The following is an 11,993-nucleotide window of genomic DNA, read 5'->3' as shown; positions in this document are numbered from 1 at the left end:
CAGCGCCGAGGTCGCAGCGGCGCTCGCGACGCTCAGGTCGGTGTATCCACCTCGTCCCAGTCGGCGTCTTCGAAGTGCAGCAGCCAGTTGAGCGCGTAATGCCGCTCGTACACCACGCCGGGCACGATGCCGGCGGGGACCGTCTGACCGGTTTGCCCGGCCTGGCGCACTGCCCAGTGCAGGCGCAGGTGGCGGTCCAGCGCATCCAGCAGCTCCGGCACCGGGCGCAGCGTTGGCGGCGGTGCTGTGGGAGTCTCGGCCCGCTCCAGCGCGCGCTGCGCCACGCCGGGCACATCGCATAGAGCGGTGGGCAGCGGCAGGGTGTCGGTCATGCCCACTGCCCATTGCAGCAGCGCCAGGCTTTCGTAGCGCCAGCCGAAGTTGGCCAGTTGCTGCGCATCCGGCTGCGCGTGTTCGAAAAATGCCTGTTCCTGCGGTGACACGGCGGCCTGCAGTCCCGGCAGGCGTTCGGCCATGTCGGTCAGCGACGGCGGCGTATCGCCGGCGGCCAGGATTTCCGCCCGCAGCGCCACCGCAAACAACCCCAGCATGCGCGCGGCAATGCTGTCCGGCGTCCGCAGGCGGGCCTCGGCCTCCCCCGGCACCGGTGGCAGGCTCGGTGGCACGCGGATGCCCAGCGCTGCCAGCTGGTCGTGCTGCCGCGCGCGGCGCTCCAGCGCGTCCGGTGGATAGGGCAGCTGCGCCTGCGCATCCAGTAGCGGCTCGCCCTGGCTGATCAGCACCCGGCCCTGCGGGTCGCGCACGCTGCCATCGGCCAGGAAACACACGGCATTGGCCTGCTCGGCCCACTGCGCCAGCGCGCCGAATGCCGCATCGTCCACCTCGAAGCTGAAGTGCTGGCGCACCCGCTGCACATGCCGCATCAGGTGATAGCGCGATTGCGTCATCTGCCCATCGCCGGCCTGATTCACGTAGCCGACAAACCCATGCAGATGCGCGGCCAGTTCCGGGTCGGCGTGGTCGCGATGCTGCACGGCAGTGGTTGGCAGAAAGTCCGGCCACAGCGGCGCGCGCAGCGTGGAATAGGCGTTGACCAACAGTGCCATGCAGGCATCCCTGTGCGGTGGAAAACAGCCGGCAGGGTGACGCAGCGCCGCTCAGCTGTCCACGCCACCGGGGCGGAGGTCGATCGTGTAGTACGCCACGGCCTCGGTGCCGAGACTCAGCACCCGCAAGCTGTCGTAGCGCAGCCCCAGCGCTTCCAGCGCGCGGATCGACTCCGCATTGCCTGGCGAAACGATCGCGCACACTTGCGTCAATCCCAGTCGCTGGCGTGCATGCTCCAGCACCGCGCGCCCGGCTTCGGTCACATAGCCCTTGCCGCGATACGCGGGCAACAGCGCGAACCCGATATGCGGCACCGGCAAGGTCTCGCGGCACAACAGACCCAAGGTGCCCATGAAGGCGCTTGCCTCGCGCGTTTCCAGCGCCCAGTGCGCGAAGCCGTGTTGTTGCTGATGGGCCTGCGCCCATTCGCGCACATGCTCGCGCGCCTGCTCGCGGGTGCGGATGCCGCGGTCGTTGATGCCGGCGATGAAGGCAGGATCGTTGACCAGTGCCAGCATCGCCTCTGCATCACGCTCGGGGTCAAGCAGACGCAAGCGCACGCGAGCGGTTTCGAGGATGACGGTCACGGTGCACTCCGTTGGCGGGAGCCTCAGACTGCCGTGCGGCAATGGCACTGACAAGCCTGACCACAGCACGCATGGCCACGCTGCATGGCGCGCAAGGTCGGTGATGTCACGCAGGTTGGGCGGTGCAATCGTCACGCACCACCGGTGCGTCTTGCGGCCATCGGCGCGTTGCCGGCTTGCATCGTTGGCCGGCGGCGCTTCGGGCTTGGGCCGGCGAACGACAGCGCGAGCCATCATGCCGGGCCTGCATACCAGGCTGCTCCGCTTCTGTGGCAGGTCGCGTGCCTCAGCGCGTAGTGCGCATGTCGAGCTGCAACGCTGAGCCCTGATGTACTTCTTCTGCCACCGCATGGCAGGTCATTGCACGATGCGCTCTGTCCTTTCACAGGCGATGCCGTGCAGTGGAGCCGGCTCAGAAGGCTAAGCGCCAGGCACGCTTCGCAACCGATGTGTGCTACGCACGCACCAGCAGCGCATCCGGCCCACGCCCAGCACCGTGTTGCGTGCCAGGCTCACCCCTTCATGCAGGTGGCACCACGCTGCCCGCGCGACTCAGTGGAACTCAATCGAACAATGCCTGGATCGCCGCCAATCCCGCACTGGCGCGTTCTTTCTTGCGCTCGGCATCGGCCACCGGGTCGGCGCCATCGCGCTGCAGTTCTTCGGCCGGAATCTCATCGAAAAACCGGCTCGGCTTCAGTCGCACATGCTCGCCGAACTTGCGCGTCAGCTTGCTGTGACTCATCCACAACTGCTCCTTGGCGCGGGTGATGCCCACGTACAGCAGGCGGCGCTCTTCCTGCAAATTGCCTTCTTCCAGGCTCACTTCGTGCGGCAGCACGCCGTCCTCGCAGCCGACGATGAAGACATAGCGAAATTCCAATCCCTTGGACGCATGCATGGTCATCATGCGCACCTGGTTGCCGCCATCGTCCTTGTCGTTGCGCGACAGCAACGCCAACTGCGCAGCCAGATCGCTGGCGCTGGCGCCGCGCGGACCACCTTCGAACCACTCGGCCAGCTCGTCCAGATTGCGCTTGCGCCGCTGGAAGCCGGTTTCGTCCTTGGACTGATTGCGCAGGTCGTTGAGCAGACCGGACTTGTCGGCGAGCAGGCGCACCAGCTCGCCGGCCGGCATGCTGGACGAGTGCTCGCGCATGTCGCGCAGGATGTCGGTAAACGCACTCAAACCGTTGGCCGCGCGCGGCGGCAAATGCTGCAAGGCGCCCATCGACTCGGCTGCGCGCGACATCGGTACCGACTTGGCGCTGGCCAGCTCGGCCAGACGCGCCAGCGAGGTCGCACCCACTTCGCGCTTGGGCGATTGCACGGCACGCAGGAACGCCGCGTCGTCGTCCGGATTGACGATCAACCGCAACCACGACAGCAGATCCTTGACCTCCTGCCGCTCCAGGAACGCGGTGCCGCCGGTGAGGTGATACGGCACGCGCAACAGCTGCAGCGCTTTTTCCAGCGGCCGCGACTGGAAATTGCCCCGGAACAGGATGCAGAAATCGCTCCACGGCACCTGCTTGGCGGTGCCCAGGAACGAGATCTCCGCAGCGACCTTTTCGGCCTCGTGCTCGCTGTCACGGCATTCCCACACGCGGATGCGCTCGCCGTCGGCCTGGTCGCTCCACAAGGTCTTCAAATGCTCGTGCGGGTTATGCGCGATCAACGCGTTGGCCGCACGCAGCACACGATTGGAGCAGCGGTAGTTCTGTTCCAGCTTGATGATTTCCAGCGCCGGATAATCGCGCGCCATCTGCTGCAGGTTTTCCGGATTGGCACCGCGCCAGGCATAGATGCTCTGGTCGTCGTCGCCCACGCAGGTGAAGTTGCCGCGCGGCCCGGCCAGCATCTTCAATAATCGGTACTGCGCATCATTGGTGTCCTGGCACTCGTCCACCAGCAGGTAGCCGATGCGCTCGCGCCAGCCCATCACGATGTCTTCGTTGGCTTCCAGGATCTGCACCGGCAGACGGATCAGGTCGTCGAAGTCGACCGCATTGAAGGTGGTCAGCCGCGCCTGGTAGCGCTCGTACAAGCTGGCCGCTTCCTTCTCGCGGGTGCTGCGTGCGGCCGCCATCGCCTGCTCCGGCGACAGGCCGGCATTCTTGGCACGCGAGATCAGGTTCTTGGCATCTTCGATCGCATCGGGCTTGGCGCCGTGCATCAGGTCCTTGATCTGCGCAGCCGCGTCATCGGAGTCGAAGATCGAGAACCCGCGCTTCAGTCCGGCGGCGGCATGTTCGATCTGCAGGAACTTCAAGCCCAGCGCATGGAAGGTGCTGATGGTCAGGCCGTCGGCGCCGTCGCCACGGATGCGCTTGGCCACACGCTCGCGCATTTCCTTGGCCGATTTGTTGGTGAAGGTGATCGCGGCGATCCGCTTGGCCGGATAGCGGCCGATGGCGATCAGATGCGCGATCTTTTCCACGATCACGCGCGTCTTGCCGCTGCCGGCACCGGCCAGCACCAACAAGGGACCTTCGCAGTGCAGCACCGCGGCGCTTTGCGGGGGATTGAGACCGTACATAGTGGCTTCCGACAGAGCGCGCCATTGTACCGGGGCTGCTTGCGGCTGGCCGACGCGACGGATTCATGTCTCCAGTGCCGCTGGCCCTTGCCCATCACCGGGGGCTGCGCTCCCACCCGCTCGATGGCAGGCATTGCCCCGGCCCAGCCACGCCAGCGCCGCACACACAGGCGCCGCATCCTGCCGCCCGGCCCGGTAAAATCGCCCGATGGCCAAGCTCTATTTCTACTATTCGGCGATGAATGCCGGCAAGACCACCACCTTGCTGCAATCGGCGCACAATTACCGCGAGCGCGGCATGCGCACGCTGATCCTCACGCCCAAACTCGATCACCGCGCCGGCAGCGGCGTGGTCGCCTCGCGCATCGGCCTGCGCGCGGACGGGCGTATCTTCGAGCGCGGCACCGAATTGCAACAACTAGTCGAACGCGACATCCACAACGACGGCGCGTTGCACTGCGTGCTGGTGGACGAAGCGCAATTCCTCAGCCGCGCCCAGGTCTGGCAGTTGAGCGAGGTGGTCGACCGTCTGCGGATTCCGGTGCTGTGTTACGGCTTGCGTACCGATTTTCGCGGCGAGTTGTTCGAAGGCAGCCAGTTCCTGCTGGCCTGGGCCGACGAGCTGGAAGAGATCAAGACCATCTGCCACAGCGGCAGCAAGGCAACCATGACCGTGCGCGTCGATGTGCACGGGCACGCGGTGCAGGATGGCCCGCAGGTGGAGATCGGCGGCAACGAGCGCTATGTGTCGGTCAGCCGGGCCGAGTTCAAGAAGATCATGCGTGGCGAAGGCCGCATCGATCCGCTGCAGATCGCCTTGCCGCTGCCCGTCGCCTAGCGCCGGGGCTGGTCATGCACCCGCAGCCATCCGCGCTGCCGGTGTGCATCCAGCACAGCAGTGCCCCGGAGCAGCATTCGCGCACATCCTCGTTCGCGCTGCGGTATCGCGCTGGAGAGCGGGGGCTTGCACATCGCAGTTGGCCATTCGACAGCACCAAGCGCGTCACCGTCGCGCTGACGCCAGCCGCTAGAACCTACGTCAGCACACAGTGCGGCACCGCTTCGTCGACAGCCGCGCGCGACCAACGGCCACGCTCTATACGCTTTGCAGGCGCTGCTAAACCCGTGCGGGCATGCGCTCACGCAAGCGTCGCGGACGCCGTCAGACAGGCGTATCGTGGCGTCTGGCAGACAGCGGCGCGGCGCACAACCGGGCGCAACCGCGGTCCTGTAAACTGGCAATCGTCTACTCTTTGGAGGCACTCATGGATCCACTGCCTCCCGCATTACGCGCCGATATCGCACGTGTTGGCCGGCTCTCCTCGGTCGCCGACGTGTTGAGCGTCCTCACCCGCCTGACCGGGATGGGATTTGCCGCCGTCGCCCGCGTCACCGAGACGCGCTGGATCACCTGCCAGGTGCACGATGCGTTGTCCTTTGGCCTGCAGCCCGGCGACGAGCTGCCGCTGGCCACCACGTTCTGCGACAGCGTGCGGGTGAAAGGCAATGCCGTGTGGTTCGGCCATGCGTCGGATGACCCGGTCTATCGCGATCACCCCTCCCCGCGACTCTACGGCTTCGAGAGCTACGTCTCGGTGCCGATCAAGTTCGACGACGGCAGCGTATTCGGCACCTTGTGCGCGCTGGACCCGCAGCCGCGCGTCATGGACGCACCGTTGGTGGAAAAGGTCGAACTGCTCGCACAGTTGCTGGCCGCACAGATCCAGGCCGAGCAACGCGCCGAAGAAAGCGCGCAGGAATCGCGGCGCGCCCGCAGCGAACTGGGTCGCGTTGGCGCCTCGGCGCGCTTGCGCGAAGAATTCATCGGCATTCTCGGGCACGACCTGCGCAACCCGTTGCAGTCCATGCATGCGGTGGTGGATACGCTGTCCATCGACCAACTCAACCATCGCTACGGCAGCTCCATCCGCTCGCTGCAGCGTAGCCTGCGGCGCATGGAAGAACTGATTGATTTCGCCTGCGATTTCGCTCGCGGCATCGAACTCGATTGGTTGCAGCTGGACTATGGCGACGGGAGCGACCTGCTCGATGCACTTTCCCAGGTCGTGGACGAAACCCGCGCCGCCTACCCCAACCAGGTGCTGTCCACGCACGTGGCCATCGACGAGCCCGTGCACGGCGATGCGATCCGGCTGGCGCAGATGTTCGGCAGCCTAATGATCAACGCCGTCGTGCAAGGGCCGCAAAGTTCGCTGATCAAGGCCGTCGCGGTCACCGAACATGGCCGGCTACGCATCGAAGTCTGCAATCTGGATGGGATCGATCCGCGTCGGCTGGATGTGCTGCATGCTTCCACCCATGTGCATACCGGCGGACGTGCGCTACCGGATGTCGATCTGGGCCTGCATATGGCGGCGCAGATCGCAAAGGCCCATCAAGGCGAATTACGCATCATCAGCGGCAAGGACGGCACCTGCTTCCGCGTGGAGCTGGTCTGCACACGTCCGCGCGGACGACTGCACCTGGTCGGCACCTCGGCGCCGGCCTGAGTGCGCGACGCAGCGACGATCGTCCCGCAGACAAGTCCACCAACAGGTAGTGCTCCAGCCGCATGCTGCATGCCGGCCACACGTCCCCTGGCGCCGCACGCGACAGCGCGGGCAACCGGATGCCCGCAACAAGCGTCGCCCGGCCGCCTGGTTCGGCGCTTCTCAGTAGATCTTGCGCTCGCTCGGCGGCGGCGGCGTCCACTGGTACAGCCAGGTTTCGGTGAGCGGCTTGCCGTTGGCGCGCAGGTACAGGCGGATATCGATCTGCTGGGTGCCCTCGTCCGGCGGCACCAGGTCGAACATCGCCCGGTAACCCTTGAGCTCGTGCAGCGGACGCGCCGACACGATTTCAGTGGTGCCACGCGACACCTGCAACACCGCCTCCACCTTGGCCTTTGCATCCTTCGCCAGCGCGGCCAGTTCGCCACCGGCAAAGTCCACCGCAAAGCGCCAGGAGAAATGGCTGCGTTTTTGCCCGACGATGCCGCCGAGGCCGGTTCGGGTGGCCACGCAATGCGCCAACGGTGAGCTGGCCGGCGGCTGCGCGCCCCAATACAGCCGGTAACCCATCAGCAATTCCTGCCCCGGCTGCGGCTTGGATTGCGGGTTCCAGAACGCCACGATGTTGTCGAAGGTCTCGTCGACGGTCGGAATCTCGACCAACTGCACCGAGCCCTTGCCCCAACCACTCTTGGGTTCCACCCACAGGCACGGGCGCTTTTCGTAGAACACGCCATCGTCCTGGTAATGGTCGAAGTTGCGGTCGCGCTGCAGCAGCCCGAAACCGCGCGGGTTCTCGTCGACGAACATGTTGAAACGCAGATGCGGCGGGTTGCATAGCGGGCGCCAGATCCATTCGCCGCCGCCGGTCCACATCGCCAGGCCATCGGTGTCGTGGATTTCCGGACGCCAATCCCAGTCCATCCGGTTATCGTTTTCGCCGACCTGGTACATGCTGGTGCACGGGCCGATACCCAGCCGCTCGATCGCCTTGCGTGGGTACAGCGCGCTGTCGATATCCATCAGCAACACATCGCCATTGGTGATGGCGAAACGGTAGGCGCCGGCAACGCTGGGCGAATCCAGCAAGCCGTACACCACCACCGTGTCCGAATCATCCGCCGGCTGCTCCAGGTAATAGGCGATGAAATCCGGAAACTCTTCCGGCCCGCCAGTACCGGTATCGATGGCCAGCCCACGTGCCGATTGCCCATACTGGCCTTCCTTGCCGACCGCACGGAAATAGCTTGCGCCCAGGAATGCCGAAAAGTCGCGCTCGGTGTCCTTGCGTGTGTTGAGCCGGAAACCGGCAAAGCCCAGGTCCTTTGGCAATTGCTTGCCGCCCAGCCCGCTGCTGCCGTAATCGAAGGCCGCCGGATCGTAGGCCAGTTGTTGCGCCTTGCCATCGACGATGTCGTAGATGTGCACCGGGGTATGGAAATACAGCCCCAGGTGGAAGAACTTCGCCTGGAATTTGCCATTGCCATCGGCCCACAGCGCGTGGTCCTGGCGGTAGCGGATGGACTGGTACTGATCCCAGTTCAGCGCCTCAAGCGGCCCCGGCAGCAGCTGCTTGTGAGTCTTGTAAGGCGCCTTCGCCAGCGCGCGCGCCTGTCCCTTCAACCAGGCATAGTCGAACGGCTGCGGCTGCCCGAGTCGACGCAGACCAACGGCCTTGGCCGCCAGCGCCCACTGCGGCAACGTCGGCAAACCGAGCGCGGCCAATGCGGCAGCAGCATTCTTCAGGAAGTGGCGTCGTTGCATGCGCATCGATCTGGTCAGGGAATGGGCGACATCATAGCCACAGCCCGGCATCGACGTGAATGCGCATCTCAGCCAGGTGCAGGCGGCGCATCGCACGCATTGGCCAGCGCGAGCGCGTTGGCGTTGCTGCAAAGGAACCGCCGCTGCGCTTGTTCCTCATCCGGCCCGGTGTAGCGCAGCAGCGTCCACTGCTCCTGTGCCTGCATGTGCGCACCTGGCGCAAGCTGCCGATACGGCGCGTGCACCTCCATTTCCAGCAATCCCTGTTCCGGATGCTGGGCTGGCGCATCCAGATACAACTCCACCTGGCCTTGCTCGGGATGGATCGCCGACAGCGGTTGATGCGCGAAGCGAATCACCAGGACCTGCCCGCCTGCGAAACCGGCCATCCATCCTGCCGACGGCTGCAGCAATAGCTTGCCGCGCTGGATCAATCCATCTGGGCGCGCATCGGCGCGCAGCGCAAGCAGGCCACGCTCCTGCTGATAACGCGGCGCCACCGTGCCAGGCTCGCGCGGTGGCTGCAGCCGAATATCCGCAGCAGCGGCAACGGGCACAAACACCCGCGTCGTCGCCGCAACCCGCGTATTGAACCAAAGGTCCCAGGCAATTGGCTGCGCGCGGATATTGCGCGCGCTGGCCTGGATGTCGACAGTGTCCGCACGCGCTGCAGAACGTTTGATCTGCTTGCGCAATTGCACCCCGGTCAGCGGGCTGGGCACGCCTTCAAGTTCCACCGCGTCATGACGACGCACGCTGACGCGCGTCTGCGCCAGCGACAGATACGGATCCGGCGGCCACACCGCGGCCGCCGCCTGACGCTCGGCATTGAGCTGCTGATGCAGCCACCACTGACTCTGCGGCCCGACCCATACATCATGACCAAAATAGGGAATATCTCCCGCAGTGGCCGACACCTCGGGGGCAGGCTGTTGCTCCACCGCCGCACCGACCTTCAACACGTTGGGCTGGCCGCGCAGATTGAACGACAGCACGCGCCCGCCAAATGCCGGCGTGACACTCAGCTCTATCGCGCTGGTCTTCAACTGGAGGCGCTCTACGGCAGCCGCATCGCTCGCAGAAGGCGTCACCGCGCCAGTCGACGGCATCGCTACCAGCGCACTTGCACCGATAAGCACCAGGGCAATGACAAGTTGTCGCGAGCTGGACATACAGCGCTTCCATAGGAGGACCTTGCGATTGTGGCCCGCCGCCTGCGTCGACGCCAGAACACCGCTGCTTGCGGCTGTTTGCTGCAACTCCGCTGCAAGCTGCGTGCGACTTCAGGCGATGCCTGCCTGGAGACCTGGCCACGCAGCACGCCGAGCACTTCTCGACGGACTCGAGCAGAAGCGGGTTTCCGTTTGGTCGGAACATGCGCTCGGACATGCATGCAGGATGGAGCGCAGGTCCGATGCCGGCATCGGAGCGAGCGTAACGAACGCGAAGATTCCTGCAGCTGGGTGGCTGCTTTACGGGTGCGGCACAGCGATCGATTCATTCGTCGCGGGCGCCCCGACCGCATGCGTCACAACCAGACAGTGCAAGCCGACAACTGCGTTGCCCAAGGAGAGCCACGTCGATCGTCACAGCATTGCGCAGAGCAGGCGCGCTTAGCACGCCCGCAGTTGCGCCATATGGGGAGTGAGCCGGAGTCGCTTGGTGTGAGTTGGCTTAAACGACGGGACACATCCCGATAGTGCCCGTGCTCAACCACCGCGTCGGCCCGATATCGCGCTTAGCGCTGACAGCTCCCGCACCACACCGTGGCGCGTTGGCCGATCGTCGCGTGCTTCAACACCCGTCCGCACTGTTTGCAGGCCTCGCCCTCGCGCCCATACACAGAGAGTTCCTGCTCGAAATAGCCAGGCGCACCATCCGGGCTGATGAAGTCGCGCAACGTGGTTCCGCCGCGTTGGATCGCATACGCCAGGATGTCTTTCACCGCGTCAGCCAGACGCCGATAGCGCTCCAGCGACACTTTTCCCGCCTCGCGCAACGGACTGATGCCCGCCCGATGCAGGCTTTCGGCAGCGTAGATATTTCCAACCCCGACAACCACGGCCTGATCCATCAAAAAGGTTTTGACTGCAGCCCGCCGCCCCTGTGCCAGTGCGTGGAGATAATCGCCAGTAAATGCGTCCGATAATGGTTCTGGACCAAGCGCAGCAAGCAATTCATGGGGTTGTGTGCCCGATTGCCACAGCAGGCAGCCAAAGCGACGCGGATCGTTGAAACGCAATACGCGCCCGTTCTGCAGACTGATATCCACATGGTCATGCGCCCGCGGCAGCGCATCGCCAGGTAGTACCCGCAGACTTCCGGACATCCCAAGATGCAACAGCGCGCTGCCGCCCGCATCCGTATCGATCAACAGATACTTCGCGCGTCGGCGCACGTTGGTCATGGTGGCACCGGGAAGCAAGCGTTCGATCTGCTCGGGAATAGGCCAACGCAAATCGGGCCGACGCAGGATCACGCCATGGATCCGCTGCCTGACCAGATGCGGCGACAGGCCACGCAACGTCGTTTCGACCTCGGGCAACTCAGGCATCAGCGCATCCAGCAAGCGCCGGCAACGTACCGGCAAGGCAGCTAATGGGGTCGAAACACTCAAATGCAATTAGTGCGACGGTCGGCGCGCCATCGCGGGGCTATTCGTGCGTTGTCTGCCCGATGTAAGCACCACGTCGACTCCACAGCGTGGACTAACGCTGAATGGGTGCACGATTCGTTTCGATATGACGCTGCTGATCTCTCGCAGCGGCGGCCCTTGGCGTTTACGGCTTGCCGTAATCGCTCCTTCGATTGCATGGCGTGGAAGCGGTCCATGGCGTAGCAATGTAATGCTGAGCCACGCCTTTGGTGGGCCAGTACCTGGGACTGCTCATGCATGCCTGCATGAGCCTGCTCGACCAGCCGTTGATCGTGCGGTGATCGGCTCCAGCGACTGCCGCCTGGCGCGCCTGGCACTGGCCAGGCGGTTTGGCGGCCAAGGATAAACCCTCAGTGCCGGTGGCCCGCAGGTTACGGGGAGCGCGTGCTTTGTGTTGCGGGGCATTCGCAGCCGCGGCCATACGGGCGCCTTGGCCCTGGACCGCTACCACGAAGGCGATGTCGGCGCCGACTGGCAAGCGGCGCAGGGTAAGCGGGCGAGGCGGCTGGATGAGCGCGGTGCTGTGGGGTGACTAACTCCCCACCGCCAGGCGATTTGCGGCGGTTATCTCATGTGCTGTGCTGCTGCAGCACCTGGGTCGCCGCCGGCTTTCAGGCGCCCTGAGGCCATCCCCGACTGGGTCTTGTATCAATTTGGGCGCAAAAAAAGAAACCCTCAGTCCTTGCGGACTGAGGGTTTCGGGGTAAAGCCCCTGGCGATGACCTACTCTTGCATGGCTTGAGCCACACTACCATCGGCGCAGCTGCGTTTCACTTCCGAGTTCGGGATGGGATCGGGTGGTTCCACAGCGCTAATTTCACCAGGGAGACGGTTGGAGCGTCGCCAGTTGCTGCTTCCTCAAACGTGAG

Annotated in this window: 8 protein-coding genes and 1 rRNA gene; 2 read left to right on the top strand and 7 right to left on the bottom strand. The window is 64.8% G+C overall.

The window, feature by feature from the left end; genetic code table 11:
• Positions 1–32: 32 nt before the first annotated feature.
• The 3 genes from ACCQ03_RS00810 to ACCQ03_RS00800 all read right to left on the bottom strand — a co-directional run bounded on the left by ACCQ03_RS00810 (position 33) and on the right by ACCQ03_RS00800 (position 4,194).
• The gene (locus tag ACCQ03_RS00810) at positions 33–1,067 is read right to left on the bottom strand and encodes a DUF4272 domain-containing protein (protein ID WP_057679973.1); all 1,035 of its coding nucleotides are present in this window, start codon (positions 1,065–1,067) and stop codon (positions 33–35) included.
• Between the two features lie 51 nt (positions 1,068–1,118).
• Positions 1,119–1,655 (bottom strand): GNAT family N-acetyltransferase, encoded by a 537-nt coding sequence (locus ACCQ03_RS00805; RefSeq protein ID WP_150147277.1) that lies wholly within the window; start codon positions 1,653–1,655, stop codon positions 1,119–1,121.
• A 562-nt stretch (positions 1,656–2,217) separates the two neighbouring features.
• Positions 2,218–4,194: a UvrD-helicase domain-containing protein gene (locus tag ACCQ03_RS00800; protein WP_209227447.1), complete on the bottom strand. Its 1,977-nt coding sequence runs from the start codon at positions 4,192–4,194 to the stop codon at positions 2,218–2,220.
• A gap of 208 nt (positions 4,195–4,402) precedes the next feature.
• On the opposite strand from ACCQ03_RS00800, the gene ACCQ03_RS00795 reads away from it, so the two are divergent.
• Together ACCQ03_RS00795 and ACCQ03_RS00790 are read left to right on the top strand one after the other, a co-directional pair.
• Complete coding sequence (locus tag ACCQ03_RS00795; protein WP_017155167.1) at positions 4,403–5,032, top strand: thymidine kinase; 630 nt, start codon at positions 4,403–4,405, stop codon at positions 5,030–5,032.
• Between the two features lie 427 nt (positions 5,033–5,459).
• Positions 5,460–6,704 (top strand): GAF domain-containing sensor histidine kinase, encoded by a 1,245-nt coding sequence (locus ACCQ03_RS00790; RefSeq protein ID WP_057679972.1) that lies wholly within the window; start codon positions 5,460–5,462, stop codon positions 6,702–6,704.
• 162 nt (positions 6,705–6,866) lie between these two features.
• On the opposite strand, the gene ACCQ03_RS00785 is transcribed toward ACCQ03_RS00790, so the two are convergent.
• The 4 genes from ACCQ03_RS00785 to rrf form a co-directional block, all read right to left on the bottom strand.
• Entirely contained in the window at positions 6,867–8,468 is a 1,602-nt protein-coding gene (locus ACCQ03_RS00785; protein ID WP_057679975.1) for an OpgD/OpgG family glucan biosynthesis protein, read from the bottom strand.
• A gap of 68 nt (positions 8,469–8,536) precedes the next feature.
• A complete protein-coding gene (locus ACCQ03_RS00780; protein WP_057679971.1) occupies positions 8,537–9,514 on the bottom strand; it encodes a DUF4380 domain-containing protein in 978 nt (325 codons plus the stop codon).
• 692 nt (positions 9,515–10,206) lie between these two features.
• Entirely contained in the window at positions 10,207–11,022 is an 816-nt protein-coding gene (gene mutM / locus ACCQ03_RS00775) for a bifunctional DNA-formamidopyrimidine glycosylase/DNA-(apurinic or apyrimidinic site) lyase (RefSeq protein WP_209227480.1), read from the bottom strand.
• An 812-nt stretch (positions 11,023–11,834) separates the two neighbouring features.
• Positions 11,835–11,949, bottom strand: a 5S ribosomal RNA gene (gene rrf / locus ACCQ03_RS00770).
• Positions 11,950–11,993 lie beyond the last annotated feature (44 nt).

Origin of the sequence: Xanthomonas sp. NCPPB 3569, assembly GCF_041475645.2 — a bacterium.
Taxonomy (GTDB): domain Bacteria; phylum Pseudomonadota; class Gammaproteobacteria; order Xanthomonadales; family Xanthomonadaceae; genus Xanthomonas; species Xanthomonas phaseoli.
The sequence above is the reverse complement of the archived record's forward strand: the minus strand, read 5'-3'. Positions and strand labels throughout refer to the sequence as shown.

What these genes read in the sequence shown, in the direction of transcription:
- ACCQ03_RS00810 (WP_057679973.1), bottom strand. Translation starts at nt 1,067, where the DNA reads ATGGCACTGTTGGTCAACGCCTATTCCACGCTGCGCGCGCCGCTGTGG.
- ACCQ03_RS00800 (WP_209227447.1), bottom strand. Translation starts at nt 4,194, where the DNA reads ATGTACGGTCTCAATCCCCCGCAAAGCGCCGCGGTGCTGCACTGCGAA.
- ACCQ03_RS00795 (WP_017155167.1), top strand. Translation starts at nt 4,403, where the DNA reads ATGGCCAAGCTCTATTTCTACTATTCGGCGATGAATGCCGGCAAGACC.
- ACCQ03_RS00790 (WP_057679972.1), top strand. Translation starts at nt 5,460, where the DNA reads ATGGATCCACTGCCTCCCGCATTACGCGCCGATATCGCACGTGTTGGC.
- ACCQ03_RS00785 (WP_057679975.1), bottom strand. Translation starts at nt 8,468, where the DNA reads ATGCAACGACGCCACTTCCTGAAGAATGCTGCTGCCGCATTGGCCGCG.
- mutM (WP_209227480.1), bottom strand. Translation starts at nt 11,022, where the DNA reads ATGCCTGAGTTGCCCGAGGTCGAAACGACGTTGCGTGGCCTGTCGCCG.